The organism is Microbulbifer sp. ABH2_005 (assembly GCF_056160005.1).
The window spans coordinates 1,749,679-1,770,764 of the sequence record NZ_JBSWWI010000001.1 but is presented as its reverse complement, the minus strand read 5'-3'; the positions used below and the strand labels follow the sequence as shown (position 1 = coordinate 1,770,764).

At 51.1% G+C, this 21,086-nt stretch carries 19 protein-coding genes and 2 pseudogenes; 7 read left to right on the top strand and 14 right to left on the bottom strand.

Translation table 11 applies throughout. The features are described from left to right. Positions 1–480: 480 nt before the first annotated feature. Both ACXAFI_RS07765 and ACXAFI_RS07760 read left to right on the top strand, forming a co-directional pair. A pseudogene (locus ACXAFI_RS07765) lies at positions 481–660 on the top strand (transposase); the annotation flags it as partial. A gap of 146 nt (positions 661–806) precedes the next feature. After that, a pseudogene (locus ACXAFI_RS07760) lies at positions 807–1,259 on the top strand (IS5 family transposase); the annotation flags it as partial. 28 nt (positions 1,260–1,287) lie between these two features. Here ACXAFI_RS07760 and ACXAFI_RS07755 read toward each other — a convergent pair. From ACXAFI_RS07755 to ACXAFI_RS07705, 11 genes are all read right to left on the bottom strand, one after another. Continuing rightward, on the bottom strand, positions 1,288–2,190 hold the full coding sequence (locus tag ACXAFI_RS07755; RefSeq protein ID WP_475108332.1) for an SMP-30/gluconolactonase/LRE family protein: 903 nt from the start codon (positions 2,188–2,190) through the stop codon (positions 1,288–1,290). 115 nt (positions 2,191–2,305) lie between these two features. Beyond that, complete coding sequence (gene gad / locus ACXAFI_RS07750) at positions 2,306–3,679, bottom strand: glutamate decarboxylase (protein ID WP_475108331.1); 1,374 nt, start codon at positions 3,677–3,679, stop codon at positions 2,306–2,308. Between the two features lie 14 nt (positions 3,680–3,693). Next, positions 3,694–5,211, bottom strand: coding sequence for an amino acid permease (locus ACXAFI_RS07745; protein ID WP_475109804.1), 1,518 nt, complete (start codon positions 5,209–5,211; stop codon positions 3,694–3,696). Between the two features lie 74 nt (positions 5,212–5,285). After that, a complete protein-coding gene (locus tag ACXAFI_RS07740) occupies positions 5,286–5,678 on the bottom strand; it encodes a hypothetical protein (RefSeq protein ID WP_475108330.1) in 393 nt (130 codons plus the stop codon). Between the two features lie 294 nt (positions 5,679–5,972). After that, on the bottom strand, positions 5,973–6,776 hold the full coding sequence (locus ACXAFI_RS07735) for a class I SAM-dependent methyltransferase (RefSeq protein ID WP_475108329.1): 804 nt from the start codon (positions 6,774–6,776) through the stop codon (positions 5,973–5,975). 35 nt (positions 6,777–6,811) lie between these two features. Then, the gene (locus ACXAFI_RS07730) at positions 6,812–7,180 is read right to left on the bottom strand and encodes a SpoIIAA family protein (protein ID WP_475108328.1); all 369 of its coding nucleotides are present in this window, start codon (positions 7,178–7,180) and stop codon (positions 6,812–6,814) included. 69 nt (positions 7,181–7,249) lie between these two features. Beyond that, entirely contained in the window at positions 7,250–7,798 is a 549-nt protein-coding gene (locus ACXAFI_RS07725; RefSeq protein WP_475108327.1) for a hypothetical protein, read from the bottom strand. Between the two features lie 293 nt (positions 7,799–8,091). Then, positions 8,092–8,547, bottom strand: a complete 456-nt coding sequence (locus tag ACXAFI_RS07720) for a hypothetical protein (RefSeq protein ID WP_475108326.1) — start codon at positions 8,545–8,547, stop codon at positions 8,092–8,094. Positions 8,548–8,901: 354 nt separating this feature from the next. Next, positions 8,902–9,549: a YiaD family glycine zipper/OmpA-like lipoprotein gene (locus tag ACXAFI_RS07715; RefSeq protein WP_152453768.1), complete on the bottom strand. Its 648-nt coding sequence runs from the start codon at positions 9,547–9,549 to the stop codon at positions 8,902–8,904. A gap of 747 nt (positions 9,550–10,296) precedes the next feature. Beyond that, complete coding sequence (locus ACXAFI_RS07710; RefSeq protein ID WP_152453769.1) at positions 10,297–10,524, bottom strand: SlyX family protein; 228 nt, start codon at positions 10,522–10,524, stop codon at positions 10,297–10,299. Next, positions 10,524–11,666 carry a serine hydrolase domain-containing protein gene (locus ACXAFI_RS07705; RefSeq protein WP_475108325.1) on the bottom strand — a complete coding sequence of 381 codons (1,143 nt, stop codon included), beginning with the start codon at positions 11,664–11,666 and terminating at the stop codon, positions 10,524–10,526. Before ACXAFI_RS07705 ends, ACXAFI_RS07710 begins: the two co-directional genes overlap by 1 nt. Before the next feature lie 32 nt (positions 11,667–11,698). Between ACXAFI_RS07705 and ACXAFI_RS07700 the strand changes: the two genes are divergently transcribed. Further along, positions 11,699–12,241 carry a PaaI family thioesterase gene (locus tag ACXAFI_RS07700; protein ID WP_475108324.1) on the top strand — a complete coding sequence of 181 codons (543 nt, stop codon included), beginning with the start codon at positions 11,699–11,701 and terminating at the stop codon, positions 12,239–12,241. Positions 12,242–12,300: 59 nt separating this feature from the next. Here the strand turns inward: ACXAFI_RS07700 and ACXAFI_RS07695 are convergent, their stop codons facing one another. Next, positions 12,301–13,134 carry an ion transporter gene (locus tag ACXAFI_RS07695; protein ID WP_444922329.1) on the bottom strand — a complete coding sequence of 278 codons (834 nt, stop codon included), beginning with the start codon at positions 13,132–13,134 and terminating at the stop codon, positions 12,301–12,303. Positions 13,135–13,326: 192 nt separating this feature from the next. Here ACXAFI_RS07695 and yciH point away from each other — a divergent pair, with 192 nt between their 5' ends. Continuing rightward, positions 13,327–13,650 carry a stress response translation initiation inhibitor YciH gene (gene yciH / locus ACXAFI_RS07690; protein ID WP_226648754.1) on the top strand — a complete coding sequence of 108 codons (324 nt, stop codon included), beginning with the start codon at positions 13,327–13,329 and terminating at the stop codon, positions 13,648–13,650. On the opposite strand, the gene ACXAFI_RS07685 is transcribed toward yciH, so the two are convergent. Together ACXAFI_RS07685 and ACXAFI_RS07680 are read right to left on the bottom strand one after the other, a co-directional pair. Beyond that, positions 13,647–16,244, bottom strand: a complete 2,598-nt coding sequence (locus tag ACXAFI_RS07685) for a M48 family metalloprotease (RefSeq protein ID WP_475108323.1) — start codon at positions 16,242–16,244, stop codon at positions 13,647–13,649. The genes yciH and ACXAFI_RS07685 overlap by 4 nt on opposite strands. Positions 16,245–16,464: 220 nt before the next feature. Next, on the bottom strand, positions 16,465–17,118 hold the full coding sequence (locus ACXAFI_RS07680; RefSeq protein ID WP_444922331.1) for a TetR/AcrR family transcriptional regulator: 654 nt from the start codon (positions 17,116–17,118) through the stop codon (positions 16,465–16,467). A gap of 216 nt (positions 17,119–17,334) precedes the next feature. On the opposite strand from ACXAFI_RS07680, the gene ACXAFI_RS07675 reads away from it, so the two are divergent. From ACXAFI_RS07675 to ACXAFI_RS07665, 3 genes are all read left to right on the top strand, one after another. Then, positions 17,335–18,228, top strand: a complete 894-nt coding sequence (locus ACXAFI_RS07675) for an SDR family oxidoreductase (RefSeq protein ID WP_475108322.1) — start codon at positions 17,335–17,337, stop codon at positions 18,226–18,228. Then, on the top strand, positions 18,228–19,835 hold the full coding sequence (locus ACXAFI_RS07670; protein WP_475108321.1) for an acyl-CoA carboxylase subunit beta: 1,608 nt from the start codon (positions 18,228–18,230) through the stop codon (positions 19,833–19,835). The genes ACXAFI_RS07675 and ACXAFI_RS07670 overlap by 1 nt, the downstream gene beginning before the upstream one ends. 83 nt (positions 19,836–19,918) lie before the next feature. Beyond that, positions 19,919–21,085, top strand: coding sequence for an acyl-CoA dehydrogenase family protein (locus tag ACXAFI_RS07665; protein ID WP_475108320.1), 1,167 nt, complete (start codon positions 19,919–19,921; stop codon positions 21,083–21,085). The last annotated feature ends 1 nt before the right edge of the window (position 21,086 follow it).

Here is a 21,086-nt window from a genome sequence, read left to right as displayed (position 1 = left end):
GGAAGGTAAATCATTTTATTTAAATATAATAAAGAGGGGGAGTGGTAACAATAAAAACTTTATAAAAAGAAAATAATCCTAAAAATAAGGTATCAAAATGTGAAAGAAAAGTTCAAATTTTTTGTGACTCAATTAAGCACACCATCACCCACTATCTTTAGATCACCTTCACTACGAAAACCCAAACCACCTGCACCGAACAAAGGAACAACAAAAACTAATCTCAAGAACTAACAGAAAAAAATCTTCCAATTAAAGTTAAAGGAAGAGAATTTATTGAAGAAAATTTTACGGGAATTAACTAAACAAAAGGTTTTTCAGCTAAAGCGGAGATAGGAGGGCCATTAGCCACCATGCTTAAACAAAAAATTAAACACTAAAGCCAGTCATATTAGCTGAGGGGAACCAGTATCTAGAGGCTGTTTCATAACTTGAAATCGGTTGTTCTCACGCAATTACATAGAAAAAAGTCCAGCAATAGTGAGCCGATTCAAGTCAGAGTTAACCAATGATCAATGGAAATTGATCGAACCTTGTCTTCCAGAGTTAAAACGAGGAAAGGGAGGCCCAAAACCTATTGATAATCGAGCTTGTTTTGAAGGCATCCTGTGGGTTTTACGTTCTGGAGCGCGATGGAAAGATCTTCCTTCACACTATCCATCACCGAGTACATGCTGGAGAAGGCTTCAGTTTTGGGAAGAGCAAGGAGCTTGGTTACAGGCATGGAGAAGGTTCCTGGAGCTGTTGGATCAACAGTCTTTGCTTAACTGGGAGGAGGTCTTTTCTGATGGCAGCTTTGCACCAGCAAAAAAGGGGGCTTCGAAATCGGGAAAACCAAGCGGGGCAAGGGTTCAAAGTGGATGGTGGTGGTCGATGGCGAAGGTATTCCACTGGGAGGCACCATTACTTCGGCCTCACCAGCAGAAGTAAAGTTATTACATCCATTACTTGATGTTACGTATAAAAATACAAAGATTCATCGCTTAGTTTATGATAAGGCGGCGGACTCTGACCCTCTTCGAGATAGTCTGTTGAGTCGTGGAATCGACCTTATCTGTCCACACAGGAGAAATAGGAAAAAAACCTCAAGGCAGGATGGTAGAAAGCTCAGAAGGTATACTCGCCGTTGGAAAGTTGAGCGGACTTTTGCGTGGTTGGGAAATTACCGCCGTTTAGTTGTTAGATGGGAGCGATATTTGTCCACTTATCGTGCTTTTTTCTATATTGCATGCATGTTAATTACGTTAAAGAAGTTATGAAACAGCTTCTAGTGATATATCTGATTTATTACCCACGTAAGACTGTTACCTTAGGGCGATATAGGTGCCTACCACGACAGTTGAGATTTAGCCATTCCAGGCAGCCAGTATCCAAAACCGTCACCACCGCCCCACCCTTATCATCCTCACAAAATGCAATATTAGTTGGGCGCATCCCGCAAGTCGGTATGCGCTCGACTATCTTGCCATCACAATCGAGAACGCTCACATCTCCCTGGCCAAATACGGCACAGTAAAGCCGACCATCATCACCAAAAGCCATTCCATCCGGCCCAGTTAAACCCTCAGGTGATCCCAAAATAACATTGCCAAAAAGCTCTGCTTCCAAGGGTGCTTGGGAAGCGAGATCATACCGATAAATATTCCCTGTCACAGTTTCGCTTACATATAACCGTTCATCGGCATCAAATGCGATGCCATTTGCGAAAGACAAACCAGCGTCTATTAGCCTTAAGACGCGGCCATTACGTGGATCAATTTCAAATATCCTTCCGTCATATTGACATTGCCTGAAGTCAGCACGAACTACCTGCCCCTCGACAAACTTATCTGGATCAATGCCAGAATCAGTCATATAGAGCAAGCCATTTTTTCCAAACACTAAATCATTTGGCCAAAGATAAGGATAATCCTTAGGCCCTTCATAAATATTAAGTACCGTACCATCGGGTTTCATGCGTACCAGTTTTTTGCCCCCACCTCCGGCTATCCACAGATTGCCATCACCATCCATTGCTATACCATTGGGACGCCAACCCGGCTGCCCTACCAGATGGTATCGCCCATGTTTATCAATACGGCTCACACAATTGCGCGCATTCGACATTTCGGCAATATATACTTGGCCGTCAGGTAAACAGACCGGTCCTTCCGGCTCCTGAAAATCATTGAAAAGTATGCGCCTTTCCATAGGATTCACCGTGCAATTCAATCTACTTAGCAACTCGAATTAAAGAGCTTTACTCTAATGATTAACTCGCATTAATAGAGCAATCGATTAATCATTGTCGATAGCCCTCCAGCAATTAACACTTACTCGTTGCCACCTTATGGGGATCATGTAGTTTTGGAGGTGTAGCATTTCCATCATGTTTCTCCAACCATTCACACGCATGAATAATGTCATCAGCCAGACCATTGATAGCATTCAGGTTTAAATGTGGGCGCACCACGATACGCAAGGAATTTACTGATTGAGCATTGGGAGGCATTGAATAAGCCGATAACACCCAGCCCCGTTCACGCACCTTGTCGGATATATCGTATTCATTAAAATTAGTGATTTTATCATTCAAGGTCATTGCGACTACAGGAATACGTTGCGTTTTGTTCATAATTTCGAAATAACCGCTATCCACCAACCTACCACGTAAAGTCTGAGCATTAGATAGGGTGTGAGACATAATATCTCTATACCCCTTAAAGCCCAGACGAATAAAATTGTAATATTGATAAGCCACCGGAGAAGCATTTCTGCTGAAATTTAATGTGGCCGTGGGCATTTCGCCGCCCAGATAATTGACATAGAACATTAAATCTTCATCGAAGACAGACCGCTCACGGAAAATTATCCAGCCCAATCCCGGCGGCACCAAACCAAACTTGTGCCCCGATGCGTTAATGGATTTTACCCGTGGCAGGCGAAAATCCCAGTGATAGTTGGGATATAAAAATGGATTTACAAATCCCCCAGAAGCACCATCAATATGCATGGGAATATCATGACCGGTTTTCTCCTGGTGGCGGTCGAGCCAGTTATGAATTGCGCGAAAGGAGTCATCTTCTCCGGTGAAAGTCTGCCCGGCAATCGCCACCACAGCGATGGTATTTTCATCAACCAACTCATCCAGATGTTCGCTGTTAAAGCGATAGTGCCCAGGCTTTAGGGGAGCTATACGCGGTTCCACATCGAAGTAGCGCATAAACTTTTCCCAAACGATTTGAACATTGGCTCCGGTAACCAGGTTTGGCCTGGATGTATCCTTACCGGCCTTCTCTCTCTGTTTGCGCCAATTCCATTTGTGGGCCAAGCCCGCCAGCATGCAGGCCTCGGAAGAACCAATGGTGGCTGTACCATAAGGCTCCACACCTTTGGGCCCATTCCACAGCTCATGCAGCCATCGCACCATACGCGCCTCCATGGCGAATAACTGTGGGTACATATCGTGGTCGATATAGTTCTTCAAGTAGTGGTTCTTGGCTACATCGAAAGCTTCTGGCTCAGTAAAGGTAGTAACAAAAGAGGAGAGATTCATAGCCGGTTTGGCATCAGACCAGGTTTCGCTGGTCACTATGGATTCCGCTGCATAAGCTGAGATGCTGTCCCTGGGGAAGTGATCCTCGGGGATATCCTCATTATATTCATCAAAGAACATATCGAATGGAGACTTCTGTTTCACGACCGACCTCCTTGTCACTCGTCAATATCGGAAAATGACTGCTGCTTATGTCCACCCTCTTGGCGCCAAGAGGGTTTGCGCAAGTAGAAAATCAGTAACGGAATAGACACCGCAATCACAATCCCGCTAAAGACTAAGGCTACATAAGTTTTGGGATCGGCAATTGTCAGCTGCTGAGGGGGGAAAAAGGACACCAACAGCGCAAATGAAACGGCGGCAATACCAGTGCCAGCGGTAATCCAAACGCCAGTGATTCCACCGGGTATTTTAAAGCTTCTGGGCAGATCTGGCTGGGTGTAACGCAAGCGAATAACCGCTGCAAACATCAGCAAATACATAATGATATACAGACTTATCGCCATTACTGAGATCAACACAAAGGCTGTGGAAACGTTATCCACCAAGACATAAATGGATGAAATCAACAAAACAATCAGGCATTGGGTGTAGAGGATATTTTTTTGTACGCCGCGGGCATTCTCCCGCTGAAACCAGGGTGGCAACATACCGTCCTGGGCGGTGGCCAGTAGCCCCTTACTGGGCCCAGCTAGCCAGGCTAAAGCTCCTCCCAAAGCCCCATAGGCGATTAACCCTGCCAGAATTTGCACTGGCCATCCAATACCCAGTAACTGTGAGAATCCCTGGTTGAACGCGGTGAAAAGGCCCGTCTCTATAGAGATCTGCTTATAGGGAAGAATCGCAGAAATAGCTAACGCGCCGAGGGTGAAGACCAGAAATGACACTAGGGCGGCAATACCGATCACTATCGGGTAACCACGGCGGGCATTGGGCATTTCAGATACATGGCTGGCCTGGGCCTCGATGCCAGCAAAAGAGAGCAGTATTCCTCCGAGAAAGGCAACTGCTCCCAGGCCGGTAATGTGTGGAAACCAGCGCGGGTGTGCCTGCCCTTCCTCCCTTACAGCCACAGCTGGGTCTGTGGCCGTTTCCCAGCCTAAAGGATGTCCCAACATTACCCAACCTATTGCCAAGGCGATGAGAATCACACAAGGCATCAGTGTGCCCAGCAGGAATCCATATTTGGTAACTTCTGCCAGAAATTTGGTTCCCGAAAGGGCTACCGCGGTGGCAATTAGGTAGGCAACTATACAAAAGCCGCCAATATAATAGGTGTTACCAGCGAGACTCTGATCACCGAAGGCATAAGCAATGGCTGCCGCGGCAAATCCCAGTTCAGTGGGATACCAGACAACACACTCCGCCCATTGCAACCAAATAGCGATAAAACCCACTTTGGGCGTGAAGGCCTCGCCCACCCAGGTATAAACTCCACCGGTGCGGTCGGAAAAAGCACTGCCCAATTCGGCGGCCACCAAACCCGCCGGAATTAAAAATAACAGAGCGGAAATGCCAATGTAGAAAAACATCGTCATTTCTTCCTGCGCCATCATGGGCAGATTGCGGAGGCTGGTTACGATAGTTGCTGCGGTAAGAAAACCCAGAGCACTCGCAGAGAATATTTTGCGATTGGAAATATCTGGCTGCTGCGATTCGTCGGTCTCACCTCTCACAGCCAATACCCCGCTCTATTAAAGGATGCCACCAGGTAAACGTGGCCTGGCACGATAGAGTTTGCCCACTGTTTTTAGGCGCTGACCAACTTACGGAGCTTAAATATTAAGTAGACACCGGTCATAAATGGGCTAGAAATACAAAAAATAATTAAGGTAGGAACCAGCCAATTTTTCATGCCTAGCGTAAACATTAAAACAATAGCGAGAACCGCTGAAATCAAACCGAAGATCAGAAGTTTTATTACACGCCCTGCCTGAATAGGATCAGAATATGCGCGTTCAAAACTCGCGAGAAATAGGCCAATCACGCCGAGAAGACCAAATACGTAACAAATGATAATTAAACTATTTTGCCACGAATTATAGCCACCGATGAGCTGTTTCGAGATTATGAGAACATATATGCCACCCCCAACTAACATTGGGACTACAGGCAGAATTGAAGAGGTAACTCGTAAATCCATTTCAAGTCTCATTGGCACTTAACGCTTTTGAGGGAAAATCCCAGTCCACAAAACAATGATCCAGGTCTTCTCCCACTCATGTGTAAGCATATATAGGCATGCACCGTCAGGACTTGCAGCAACACATCCCTATGTTGCTGGGGCGGCAAAATGGTGAGGATCTCTAGAGGACTCCTCACTAAAGGATACTTATCTAATCATTATCAGCCAGTGTAGATAAATTGGATAATGAATTTTAAACCTTAGAGTATCGGGAGAACCTTGTAGGCGTGAAGAGTATTAAAAAATCGCCTATCAATTGGGCACACCATGTTTGGTATAAATATCGAAGCGCCCCGACTTCCCCTCAAAAGAAAGCGCTGGCTTCTTCTCTGCGAGATACGGCGCCAGCTTGGGACGCTTGACCACGGTGCGGTAGTAGCAGGCCCTGAGAGCGGGCTCTAGTAGATCATCCGCATCCTGATCCTCTCCGACCAGATGATGGAAAGCCACCATTTCCTTTTTTACCTTGGCACTCTTACCCCTGGGAGGAAACATGGGGTCGAGATAGACAACCGGCCAGGATTCCTCATCCTGCTGAGCTAGCCACTCCGCGGCGGGCACATCCTCATCAGCAAGCGATAAATGCCTGGCAATCTCAGCTAACTCCGGATCGGTAACGGAAGCCTCCCGCAATCGCCGTAGGCCATCCTGCAAGAGCAATCGCACTACGGGATTGCGTTCAAGCATTTGCACCTCACAGCCCAGAGCTGCCAGAACAAAAGCATCGCGGCCAAGTCCTGCGGTGGCATCCAGTATGCGGGGATGAAAGCCGGGCCGTAAGCCTACGGCTTTGGCGACTGGCTGAGCTTTGCCACCACCGTATTTACGTCGGTGTGCCAGAGCCCCACCAACAAAATCAACAGAGATCGGCCCTGGAGCCTTGCGTCCGGTAGCGCAGAGTTGCAGCTGTTCACCACAAGACAAGACCTGAGGAACATCATTGACTTCCGATGGGGGGACTACCCCTAGACAGGGAAGATTGAGTCGATCGGATAAATCCTGGGCGGCAGGCAGATCTTCTGTTGCCACCGCAATAATGGCCAATGCTGGGCTCACCGGCGCTCCATGTAACAGTTAAATGGTGCGCGATGCTAACCTGGATTTTCCAGCCATGCCAGAGCTTCGGTGTATTCGTCCTGCGGGAAAGGCCGCACTTCTGCACTGATAAAATGGCAGACCAGATGCGGCATAAATTTTAATACCGGATTGTCTGAGACTACGGCAATTCTTTGAATATGTTTTTCGTGATCCTGCACAAATCGAAAGTGTGAGATCATCGCGACAAAATTTTCCCATCCCGCAAAATCTTGAGCGTCGATCAGCAGCCCCTCTATTCTGCCTTGCTCCCGAATAATAGGGTCTATTTTTTCTGCCAGCTGATGAAAATCCTCTGCAGTAAATTTTCCTCTAGGCCGAATTTCTAAAACGGTATGTCCCTGTAGCCACTTATGTTCGATCATTTTGCAAAAGTTGCGGGCCACCTGAACCGGTAGCCCGCATTGCCTCCTTTATATCTAACAATCCATTACTTAGGGCTCGTCTTCGTTAGTCTTCATGCCCTGGTCGATTTCACTATCGCTATCCGGTGTACTGTCATCCAGATTATCTGCACCTTCCACTTCTCTCTGGGCCTCTTTAGCGGCATCTTCTACCACATTGTCCGTTGAGGTGTCGGAATCTGCATCGGGCGTATCCGTAGCTTCCCCATCGGCACCAGGAATGGGAGTAGGGCCACTGGCGCCGCTATCCCCCGGTGATCCCGGCATGGGGCCTGCACCCATAGTGTCAGGACCCTCTCCGGCGCTGGCATCACCACCGGGAGGTGCGGGGTCGGTTTGCTCAGAATCCTGGGGCATTTGAGCATCGGGATTCCCCATACCGTCCGGGGGCGTTGCGGTACCATTTGGAGAGGTTGAATCACTTCTGCTGCCAGATGGCTTGGAATTGTCATTCATCTGCTCACTATTGGGTGAATTCATCGAATCGTAAGCTTCTTTGGCTTTATGCTCGCCACTGCGAGACATAAAGTACCCGATGATCAACAGCAGGATGATCAGTGGAATCAATAACTTTTTCATATGTCGACCTCTCGACCCCGGGCAGTTTCAAAAATTGCGCTCTTGCATGGCCAGCACCCAGTACTCTGGGAAACTACTTATTGCGCGAAACTGGCTGGCCTTACAGCCTTTTGACGCCGAGCAAAGCATAATCAACTGCTATCGGCCAAAGAAGGTGGCGCCAATAATGATAAGAATAACCCGCCATGAAAGTTCTTCAAGGCTACAAACTTGAACAGAAGAGTCTGGATTGCTGTAACAGGCTGGCAGCTTACAACCAAATGTTCTAGTGAGTGCGGCATTTACTGCATGTGTCAGCCCTGGGAGCTAAATGCTTTGAGCTCCGCCAACAGTGATTCAGCCTCGGATTCAACAACCGCTGAATCGCAGCTGTGCAGTTGCAGCCTGCCATAGCTATCGAGCCTAGCGAAAATCAGATAACTCTCACCTTTCTCAAGTTTCTTATCGCAGTATTCCAAGCCCAGACGAAAAGTAATTTGATCCGCCACTATGCCTTTCCAAACCTGGCCAGGCACCGCGGAATAGACATAACCGGAAATCGCCGTTACTCCCGGCTCCGAGAGTGCACTGTCCACATCCCGGTGGATACCAATAACTTCCACCTGTGCCACTACGGCCGCTTCGGTAAAACGGACCTCCAGGTTAGTGCCAGATTCAATCGCTTCCCCCTGCCAGGTGAAAGCCTGAATAGCCACTAGCGTCGGGGCAAAACCCCATATGGAACTCCACTTGAACAAGCGATGACTCACGACTCTGCTCCACTTTTCTTTTATTTGTTGATCTAGGGATAGCACAGCCACCCAATAGATCGCCGGTTTTTTTATCTTGAAGGGATTCATCGGTATTCCACTCCTCGAGAAAACCTTCATCCGTATAAAAAACAACCAGACAAACAATAATGTGGGGCCTGCGAAGATCGGTGATTCACAGAGGCAGAGAGGACGTGAGTTATTACAGGAGAATGGGGAATCTCTGCTGAGGTGACGCAAGGCGCAAATAGGAAAGAAAGGCTTGTGTCACTGCGTACAAGGTCACCCTTGAGACCAAGGAGCATCTAGACGCAGTGACATACAACTGTTTATCAGTTCAGTTGCACAAAAGAATTACAGTGGCAGTAATTCCAGCTCAACCCGACGGTTGGCCTGGCGACCAGACTCAGAGTCGTTGCTGGCCAGCGGGTAGCGCTCACCATAACCAACGGCCTGCACGCGGCCGACAGAAACACCATTGTGGCTAAAGAAGCTCGCCACAGAATTGGCCCGCTGCTCACTCAGGGACTGGTTATACACATCGGAACCCGTGCTGTCGGTATGGCCGCTCACACGGATAGCGGTCTTGTTGAATTCCTGTAAAACCACAGTAACCGATTCCAGGGTGTCGTAAAAATCGGTACGGATATCTGAGCGATTGGTTCCGAAGGTGATATTGCCCGGCATGATCAGGCGAATATTGTCACCTTCCCGCTGAACTCGCACGCCGCTACCTTCCAGGCGCTGACGAAGAGCCATTTCCTGGCGGTCCATGTAGTAACCAATACCGCCACCAATCGCAGCACCACCAAGGGCACCGGTAAGAGCCCCCTTCTTGCGGTCTTTCTTACTCGCAGTTGCCACGCCAACAATGGCGCCAGCTACTGCGCCCATTCCAGCCCCCTTGGCGGCATTACTGGTTTTACTCTCGCCGGTGTAAGGGTCCAGAGTGGAACAGCCTACCAGTGAGCCCATAGCGAGAATTGCTACCCAATGTTTCATTATTGGTTCTCCTAACGCACTTTTAATAAACGGGTATCGGGACGCACTGAGTTCAGTGCTCCTGCACAGTGCCGGCATTATCCAGCTAAAAGCTGACCGGCGGCTGAATCAACCCAACCAATTCTATGGAGAATACGACGAAGCCAATTCCAGTTCTATTGACCAGTCCCCATTGCAGGCTTCGAAGCTCTCAGTTGCAGTATCTTCTTGCGATGCTTTTCTACGATATTTCTGTGATATTTCCTGTGCTCCAGAGATCCACAGCAATTGAATAAAAAGCGATCAAACCAGACTTCTTCCACAGGTTTTGTGGATAACTCTGTGCACTAATAAACAGAGGTACGCGCCAGGCGGCATGCCGTCTCGCCTGCAGCGATTTGCATATTTTTTAAACTCTCTAGTTTTTACTTTAAAAACAATAAGTTAGAACCAGCCTAAAATTTATGCACAAACTGTATTGATAAATAATCAGACGCCAAGCTGCCCGGTTTTAAGTGTGGAAAAGTTTGTCAATAGCAAAGACGTCACAAGACAGACTTTTTTTAGACACTTTAATACTTACGGTCATAGTGAAGTGGCGCCAAAATATTTTCGATAATTTTTGACGATTCTTGTCAGGGCAAACTCTCTAAATTTGCGCCATATTTGTTTTCTAGCGCCATTCAGTGATGGAGCAATGAATAATGAATACTCACCGAATTCACTGCCCATTTTTTCAACACCGCTCAACCGTTTTTTCAACACCGCTCAATAATGGGGCGGCTTTTCGTCAGCTTGCCTGCCCCCACCCTGCATTTCGAAGGTGAGAGCACTGTACTTATCTCCAAGTTCACGCAGTCTCGCCACCACTGAGCGAATATCCGCATCTTGGCGCGTAATAACGTCATTTAATTGGGAAATCGTATCCTCCTGAAAAGCCAAGCGGCTCTCCAGCTCATCGATACGCTCCATGAGTTTTAAAACTTCTTCTGTCATTACAATAATCCGTACAGTGTCTCAACCAGGCCAACCGCACGGCGATCCATAAACAGACTTTGCCCCAGTCGTGTAGTGATGTAACCCACTCCCAGGCCCTGCTCTGGGTCGGCAAAACCGACACTGCCGCCCGCACCTGGATGGCCAAATCCCTGCTTTCCGCCGAATCGCAGATCTGCGGAGTGACTACTGCGAATAAAGCCGCAACCAAAGCTCACCTCAGCCTGAAGCACTTTATCCCGCCCACAACTCTGTTCTTGCGAGGCTTCATCCACCCATTTTTGTCCAAGGGTTGTTGGATTTCCCCCTGCCAGATCACCGTAAACCGTCGCCAGATCCCGCGCACTGAAATGACCATTGGCTGCGGGAATCAAAGCATTGCGCCACTCGGGGCTGTTAGTTCCCATCATCAGGCTCACCGGATTACTAAACGCCATAGCGACCGGGCCTTTGCGATCTTCTTTGATCGCCCGGCCAATGGCATTCTCACGCAGCTCCGGCAATGGTTGTTTCAGCGGGCTCACATCGGCGACGCGGCTCGAAAGATGTCCCACTGCACCAAAGCCGCCATCAAGATTGAGGGGTTTGGCTAACATTTCCCGATAAAGTTCCAATAATGGTTTTTCTGCAACGCACTCTATCAGGCCGCCCAGGCTCCAACCGTAAAGAAAGGGCGCATAGCCCTGCTCACTGCCTGGCTCCCACCACGGGGCTGTATGGGCAACCGCATCGCAGGCCGCCTGCCAATCATAAATAAGACTGTCCTTAACCCGCTCGCGAAAGGCGACCAAGCCACTGCGATGACAGAGAAGTTGGCGCGCGGTGACAGATTTCTTATGCTGCGCAAATTCTGGCCAGTAATCTGCGACTGGGCGATCCAAATCCAACTTGCCCGCTTCTACCTGCTGCATAGCGAGCAGTGCTAAAACCCCCTTGCTGGACGAAAACACATTGACCAGCGTTTCTTCCGTAAAGGGTTTCTCCCCTTCCCGGTCGGCACTGCCCGCCCACAAGGAGCAGATCAACTCACCTTGCCGCCGCACCGCAAAGGCGGCACCAGTGTCTCCACACTCGCGAAAATTTTTGCCGAAAGCCTCGAACAGGGCTTCGAAACCGGGGGCGCAAAAGCCGTATATTTCCATGTATCTAGGTCCAGATAATTCGGGTAACTCTATTGCAAGTCCGCAAGGTTAGTTTCTTCCCCTCCCTGGCGCAAATCGTTACTATGGCGCGTCCACAGCGAGGGATAGTTATGACTGAGCAAATCGCCATTCAGGATCAGATTCAGGGCAACCATTGTTTTGGTTGCGGGTCGGACAACGACCAGGGCCTGCGTATTAAAAGCTATTGGGTAGAGCCGGATAAATCCCGTTGTGAATTTACACCCAGCCCCTACCACAATGCCGGACCCGCTCAATATTTGAACGGCGGTATTATCGCTACAGTGATTGATTGTCACACCATTTGTACCGCCATCGCCGATGGCTATCTGCAAGCGGGTCGCAATGTGGGCAGCGGGGATAAAATCTGGTTTGCCACTGGCAAGCTGGACATCAAGTACCTGGCGCCCGCTGCCATCGATAAACCGGTGATTCTGGAAGCCTCTATTGTCGAACGCGGCCCCAAGAAGACCATCTTGCACTGTGACCTCAGTAGCGACGGGCGCCTTTGCGCAAAGGCAGAAGTGGTTGCTGTAAAAGTGCCAGTCGAATGGTAGCCCGCCGAACTAGGCCTCACATGACAGCAGGGTGCCCCTTTGGGGCACCCACAACCAGGTCACACCTTTTCCGCTAATGTGGGAAGCTCCAGCCGGTACCCACAAAACTTGCAGTATTCCGCATCTGGATCATGGGTGCTGCGGCCACAGTTGTTACAGCGGTGATGTTTGCGTTCGCGATGCATCTCACCCGCCAGCTCAGCGGTAAGGATGCCCGTTGGTACGGCAATAATTGAATAACCAATCAACATGGTCATGGCTGCTATACCCTGCCCCAATGGCGTTTGAGGAGAAATATCCCCATAGCCAACGGTGGTAATGGTCACAATCGCCCAGTAAACACTGGTGGGGATACTGGTAAATCCGTTTTCCGGCCCCTCCACCACAAACATCAGCGAGCCGAAGATAATACACATCACCAGGACGCTGGAGTAAAACACCAGAATTTTCCGCCGGGCCAGCCCTAAGGCCCGCAATAGCAGGTTGGCATCCTGCAGGTAGCGCACCAACTTTAAAATCCTGAAGATACGCAACACGCGCAGTAAGCGGATCACCAGCAGATAAGTGGCCCCGGTATAGAGAAGAGCCAGGTAACTGGGCAGAATTGCCAGCAGGTCGACAACGCCATAAAAACTGAAAATATATTTGCGCCGATTAACCGAACAGTAAATACGGGCAGCGTATTCCAAGGTAAAAAGACCGGTGAAAAGCCACTCCAATGTGGTCAGTAGCGCCCCGTAACGTTGTGCGATTGGGCCAATCGAAGCCAATAGTACCAGCCCAACACTAATTAAAATTGCCCAGATCAAGAACACATCGAAGTTACGCCCCGCGGGCGTGTCGGTGCCAAAGATCACTTCATTGAGCAGTTTGCGACGTCCAGTCAACGCCATGGATCAACCTCTTCTACCAGCTGCTAGGGAATTGCCTCGAAATTTTACCCGCTGGCGGCTGGCGGGTCGCCCCCTATTCCGCTTCTTCCGTTTCCTTAAAGAACTAACGGCGGCCTCTTTGACTTCCATCGCGCCTCGGGCACAATCGCGCCCGAGCTATTCAGTGCAAAATTTTTTTAGGAGCCCAACGCTATGGCCAAGGAAAATCGTCTCGTCTACTCCACCGACCGCGGTCGTATCAAAGAGGAGCCCGCAGCGGAAAAGCAGCACCAAGGTGATGGGATCGTACGTATCCAAAGAGAGACCAAAGGGCGCAAAGGCAAGGGGGTCACCTGTGTGCGCGGCGTAGACGGTACAGATAGTGAGCTGAAATTACTGCTGGCAGAATTGAAAAAACGCTGCGGCTGTGGCGGCGCCCTGAAAGACGGGGTAATCGAAATTCAGGGCGATAAGCGCGCCGAAATCAAAGCATTGCTGGAATCTAAAAACTACAAAGTTAAGCTCGCCGGCGGCTAGACCGCCTGCAGGAGACGCAAGGGATTCACTTCCAATTGCCCCTCTCTGTCCAAGCAGCGTTGCAGCAGAGCCGCCAGTTGAATCTGGTAGCGCTCCAAAATAATCGAAATCGCGTATTTGCAGCGGGACTCCATAGTATGTACCACCGCCAAGGCTTCCTGATGTCGCTGGGGTAACTGCTGCAATGGCTCACGCTTGGCCTTGATACAAAGCGCGCTATCCAATCCCTGAGCTTTTAACAACTCAGATGACTCCACCGTGGCGAAGGTGGCATCCAGCTCCCGCGCGGAAAGGGACAGGTATTTCTGCACCAGTTCCCGCTCGGCCAGGTCCGGGGACAGTCGCCCCGCAAAGATTGCGAGACTGGTGCTGTAACCCGCAAGGCGTTCAATGTGTGTTGCCAGCGCTTCATAAGCCGCCAGCTGGCTCAGCAGACTCCGTGCCTGCTGTCGCTCCCGTGCAGGCATCACCACAACGGCCAAGCACAAACGCTGGTAAAACACTGAATAGATATGCTGGAGCTGCCGCTCGATTTCTTCCAGCTCAGACCTTTTTATTGCCGCGGTTTCCTGAGCCGCTGCGAGGCTGGCACTATTCAAGGAGTAGTCCTGCGGTTCGATACGCACTTTGGCTCGAATCAGCGCCGCCCCCAGCTGTATCGACACCATCAGCAGGCGCGCGCTCTCGCGTTGCTCGCGTAACTCACGCAGCTCAATTAATTTACTGCGCAGCCAATCGATACTGCTCTGCAGATCCATCGCCTGCAGTTCCTGTGAGGCTGGCCTACGCAGGGGCAGTAAAGTGAGAGGCGGCAGGCGGTTAAAATAAACATCCATCACCTCTAATGCCTCTTCCGCCTCACGGCTGGAGCTGAGTAACCGGCGATTCTCCACTACCTGACAGTCGGGAGCACTCGCCTCCGCACTGATGTTCCTGGCCAATGTGGGGAAATCGACAAAGAGGTTTTCCAGGGAAAACGCCCTCTGCAGGCGCCCATTCAAATTGCGCTGCTGAACACTCTCAATACGTTCCAGATCTGCCGCTTCAAAGACATCCCAGGGATAACTGGCCTGACTCATCGAAAGCTCGATGGTTTTACCGGTTTCCTCATCAAGATTTTCCAGGGTCCAGGCCACAGCGACAGGAATATTTTCAAAGCACTGCCCCACTGCTGATGCCTCTCGCGCAATCTCGGCAACCATTAGGTCTGCATGCACCAGGCGATGCCAATTCCCAGCAAACTCGGTGAATGCCTCACTGCCAATCAAATCGGCGGCCCAGAGGTCCGCACGGGATTCCAGATAAAGGGCACTCCTTCGAGTTAAGGCACGGTGCAGATTTTCGAGCCGCTCGATCAATGGCAACAGGAAATACCCACAAGTAACCAGCATTTGATGGAAGGGTTTCAGCGGCCCCGGCTCACCCCGGCTGCACAATACACTTCGCTCATTTTCCAGAGCCCACTGCATCAGCTCCAGGCGGCGCACTCCATCCAAAACCAGCCAGGCCAGCAGGCCATTGAGCTTTCCCTGGTAAAGGCCAAGGTTGCGCGCCATCAATGCCAGGGTCTCACTGCCACGCAGGGAAGTGACACTGGCCAACCCCAAATTTAGTGGCAGCTCTTGGCGCATCACCTCAGAAAACCTGGGGGCACAGTAGACACGGGCATCCGGGCTTAATATCAAAGCCTGTACCCTTGGTAACTTTGTTGCGTTTGATAGTTGTTCAAGCAAACGCCACAGGTCTTTGCTCTCAGAATGCTTTAAGGGCTTTTCACCAGGCTGAGTACGAGCATCCCTGGGAAAGCAGAAGTAGGGCAAAGCCAACAACAGCATTAAGAAAACAATGACTGTCACTCCCCCCAAACTAAACAGCAGAGTAGCGCCAGTTAATTCCCCCTGCCAAACCGCCTGAGGAATCTGCCATAGCAGTGCGCCGGCACCATAAAGGCACAGTGTTGCAACACAAATAAAAACGGCAGGAGTCACTATCGCGGGAAGCAGCCCAAGGAGAACCCGTACCCCTGAGGTAGTCACGGTTGACTTCTTACTACTGAAGAGAGGCTTTTCTTTTCCTTTCGCCTCTGGCTTTTCTGGTTTTGATTTGGCCTTTTGAGGGGTTAATTGTGTTTCTGGCCGCTCTGTAGCACTTCCGCCTCTCACTTTTGCGGAAGTTACAGTAGGGCTATCTAAATCCTCCCCATTCTGAAACGCCTTTCCCTCTTTCAAAGCCTGTTCTTTCAGAGCCTTACCATTGGAAGCCGTTTCCAATGCGGTTTGGGTTGAAGGCTTCGCCTCTACACTGGCCCTACGTCGCTGGGCTACTTTGATTTTTGCGATCAACTGCCGGTTATCGAACTTTCCCGCAGGACAAACCTCGGCACGCAGCCCCATCTTGTGCAGACGAGCCCTGTACTCCAGGGCCTGTGACGATATCAAGCTATCTTTAATCACCCAGCCCTTTAGCAGTAACCTGCGAGCCTGTGCTTCTGGAATCGAGAATAGTTTGGCGATATCCCGAGTCACAACTTCTGGTTTTTTGGCGTGAAGCATCCGTCCTGTGGAAACCACCTGGTATAAATCCTGGCCCGCCATTTCCCTCTCCTGTCACCAAGTGACACTTATTGTCACAATTATTACATCTTGCGCGCAGAGTAAAAGATTCGGGAAAAAACGGGTGCGCACCAGTTCTCAGGAAAGTCTTTAAAGAGGAGAAATTGGCAGGAAAGGTGGCAAAGTGCACAGTTTTATTGGCACTTTGCCGGTAATTAGTATTACTTTCGTGTTTAAGACTTATAGTTCTTAAATCTAGTGCTTAAATCTTCGGCGCGAAGATTTGATAGGCCCGATCGGCCAGCTCGGGAATGGTCAATCCATTCTCCCTGGCTTTAAACCAGCTATAGGTGTGACTCAGCGCACCGACCATAAGGCGGCGTACCACTGTGGCATCCCCGCCGGGGCAATGAGCCGAGTTGATCGCATCCAGCCAAATTTGCTCGTACTCATCACGCAGTAACAACACTTCTTTCTGGCTTTTGTCTGACAGACTACGCCACTCCATCACCAAGATGGAAAAACCCGGCACCGCCCGCTCGTGAATGGCCTCAAGTTCAGACTGGATGCAGGCGCGCAACTTCTCCTGAGGAGACGCGGCCTGCTCCACCGCACTGCGCATACGGGCGCTGGCGAAAATCGTTACCTCCTTCATCACTTCGCAGAGAATCTGCTCCTTACTGGAGAAATGATGAAAAATACTGCCAGACAGAATGCCCACTTCCGCGGCCAGATCTCGCACGGTGGTACGTGAAAAGCCCTTTTGCTCAAACAGGCGCGCAGCAGCATTGAGCAAACGCCCTCGCGGGGAGGCCGGGTCTGTAAGCTCCCCCGCCTTTACCAGAGTTCCAATTAGTTGCTGTGGTGACATAGCACCTTGTACTTCACCTAACTCCACCTGTGCGCTCTCTTGCACGAAACACTCCCAACTCTTTGCTTTCTTTTTCGCATTCTCTTGCAGACGGATCGGCCACCTAACAACCACATGATTAAAAAGAAGCCAACTCTTGAATACCAAGCGCTTGCTTGGTAGCGTTAAGCTATTCTGCGTTTTCCCACACGCAGGCGCAAGCGCCGACAAGAACAATAAAAATTGAACAGGCCTGACAGGCCCAAGAAGAAGGAAACTTTCATGCGCTATCAAAGCCAGCTGCGCTCCGGCAGCTTTAGCGAGCAAACCTATATCGTCACCGGTGGCGGCAGCGGTATTGGACGCTGCATTGCCCACGAATTGGCCAGCCTCGGCGCCCATGTAGTATTGATTGGGCGCAAACTGGACAAGCTGGAAAGGGTTGCTGGCGAGATCAACAACGATGCTGGCGAGTGCAGCTTATTCAGCCTGGACATCCGCGATGAAGAAGGAGTGCAGGAGACAGTGGGGCAAATAGTCCAGGCCCGAGGCCAAATCCACGGCTTAGTGAACAATGCCGGTGGCCAGTTCCCCTCCCCCCTTGAGCAGATCAACACAAAAGGCTTCGATGCCGTCGTCCGCAGCAACCTGCTCGGTGGCTTTTTAATGTCCCGCGAAGTTTTTGTGCAGTCGATGAAGCAGCACGGCGGCAGTATTGTAAATATCACGGCGGATAATGCGGGCGGTATGCCGATGATGGGCCACTCCGGTGCTGCCCGCGCCGGCATGGAAAATATTACCGAAACCGCTGCACTGGAATGGGCGTCTTTTGGCGTTCGAGTTAACGCCGTAGCACCGGGCTATATTCTCTCCAGCGGTTTTGATACCTACGACCCCAAATTCCTGCGCGAGCTACTGCCGGGCTTCCGCGATAGTATTCCCCTCTACCGGCTGGGAGAGGAAGCCGAAGTCAGTGGCGCCGTGTGTTTCCTGCTGTCCGATGCAGCCAGCTATATCACCGGCCAAACCCTGCGCATCGACGGTGGCTCCAGCCTCAAGCATCACTCCCCGCTTTGGCAACCACAAGCCGCCAGTAACTCCAAACGCTATAACGGATTCCACCGCAAGCGTCGGCCCCAGGTAGTGGAAGAGTTGGAAGCGGAGGGCAAGCTCTAATGCAGCCGATTGACTCCCAGCTCGACAACCGCTCGGCAGAGTTCAATGACAACAAATCTGCCATGTTGGAACAGATCAACCAGTTTCGCGAGGCCGAGCAACGCCCGATACAAGCGGAAAAAAGCAAGGCTGCCCGCTATCGTGATCGGGGCTGGCTGCTGCCAAGGGAGCGCCTCAATTTACTCCTCGACCCCGGCGCCCCTTTTATCGAACTGTGCTCCCTCGCCGGCTATAAACTGTTTGACGACCAGGATGGCACCGGTGCGGGCGGCGGTGCCATTTGCGGCATCGGTCAAATCAGTGGTCGACGCTGTATGGTGCGGGTAGATAACTATGCCGTAAAAGGTGGCACCATCTCCCCCGCCGGTATGGATAAAGCCCTGCGAATGCAGCGGATCGCACTGGAAAACCATCTGCCGGTAGTCGCTCTGGCACAAAGTGGCGGCGCCAACTTGATGTATGCCACCGATACTTTTGCCCCAGGAGGCCGCGGATTTGCCAACCAGGCGCGCATGTCTGCCGCCGGCATTCCGCAAATTACTGTGGTACATGGCGGCGCTACTGCCGGCGGTGCCTATCAGCCGGGCCTGTCAGATTATGTCGTTATGGTGCGTGGGCAAACCGGTATGTACCTGGCTGGGCCGCCGCTGCTGAAAGCAGCCACCGGTGAAATTGCCGATGAAGAGAGTCTCGGCGGAGCAGAAATGCATTGTACCGAATCCGGCAGTGGCGATTACCTGGCAGAGAACGACGCCGATGGTATTCGCATTGCAAGAGAGATTGTTGCAGCCCTCCCCTCACCAATTAAACGCTCTGAAGAAAAAGATTACCAGGACCCTCTGCACCCTATCGACGACCTGCTCGGCCTGATTCCAGCAGACAGTAAAAAGCCTTACGACGTGCGCGAAATTCTGGCTCGTATCGCCGACGGCTCTGCCATGCTGGATTTCAAACCGGAATTCGATCGACAAACCGTGTGCGGCCATATTCGTATCGAAGGCTTCCCCGTGGGGATTATCGGGAATAACGGCCCCATCACCCCCAAGGGGGCCAACAAGGCCGCGCAGTTTATTCAGTTGTGCGAACAGAGTGGCACGCCACTGCTGTTTTTACATAACACCACCGGATTTATGGTGGGTACCGAGGTGGAGCGCAACGGCATCATCAAGCACGGGGCCAAAATGATTCAGGCCGTGGCCAATGCCAGCGTACCAAAACTCAGCATTGTCGTGGGCGGCTCCTATGGGGCCGGCAACTACGCCATGTGCGGTCGCGGATTCGATCCCCGCTTTATTTTTGCCTGGCCCAATTCCCGCACCGCCGTTATGGGCGCAGCCCAGGCCGGCAAGGTAATGCGCATCGTCACCGAGCAAAAAATGCAACGCAGCGGCAATGTGGATGAGACGGTGTTGGACAAATTGGAAAACGACACCAGCGCCTTTATGCAGGGCAATTCAGATGCTCTCGCCTGCAGTGCGCGCCTCTGGGATGACGGCATTATCGATCCCCGCGATACGCGCAAACTTTTAGGCATGTTGCTAGAAGTTTGCAAGGAGGCCGAGCAGAGCAAACTGAATGAAAACACCTTTGGCGTAGCAAGGTTTTAAACCGAAAAACCTGGGCAACAAGGAAGTGCGGTTGCCCATTCACATCATCACCGGGTTCACACTTCAAGGCAGGGAAAATAATAATGATATTTAGCGATCAACACCGGGAACTGCAGCGCACCGTACAAAATTTTGTACAGCAGGTAATTAACCCCAATGTGGCGGAATGGGAAAACGCCGGCCGCTTTCCCATCCGCGAAATTTTCCAGCAACTGGGCGGTCTGGGTCTGCTTGGCATCAGCAAGTCCACTGACTTCGGCGGCCTGGGGCTCGACTTCAGTTATGAAACCGTTTTCCTGGAGGAGCTGGGCGGCGCCCACTGTGGCGGCGTGCCCCTATCGATTTCAGTGCAGACCTCCATGTGTACCCCTGCCCTGGCCAACTTCGGCAGCCAGGATCTCAAAGAGCAGTTCCTGATTCCCGCTGTGAACGGAGAGATGATCGGCGCAATCGCCGTATCCGAACCGGGCGCCGGTTCCGATGTTGCCTCAATTAAAACCACTGCAAAAAGCGATGGCGACGACTATGTGATCGACGGCAGCAAAATGTGGATCACCAACGCTCCCTGCGCAGACTTTTTCTGCACCCTGGTCAATACCAGTGAGGGCAAATCCCACAGCAACAAATCCTTGATCATTATTCCGGCGAAAACACCAGGGGTACGCATCGGCGAAAAGCTCGACAAACTGGGCATGCGCTCATCAGAAACCGCCCCTATCTTTTTTGACAATGTGCGGGTGCCCAAACATTTCCGTATCGGCGATGAAGGTGCCGGTTTCCTGCTGCAAATGCTGCAATTCCAGGAGGAGCGCCTCGCCGGTGCCGCGCTGAACTTAAAAGGACTGGAGAACTGCGTAAGTACCACCATCGACTATGTGCGCGAACGTCAGGCCTTTAAAGCGCCATTGATCGACAACCAAACCATCCATTTTGCTCTCGCGGAAATGCAGACCGAAGTGGAGTGCCTGCGCTCATTAACCTGGCGTGCGGTGGAAGCTTATGTAGCCGGTGAAGATGTCACTACCCTTGCTTCAATGGCCAAGCTCAAGGCTGGCCGCTTGTCCCGCTCTATCCCCGATCAGTGCCTGCAGTTCTGGGGTGGCATGGGCTATATCGAGGAAACGGTAATCAACCGCGCATACCGGGATAGCCGTCTCACCGCTATCGGCGGCGGTGCCGATGAAGTAATGCTCGGCATTATCTGTAAGCTGATGGGCATACTGCCCGGCAAGCGTAAACCCAACGCATAAG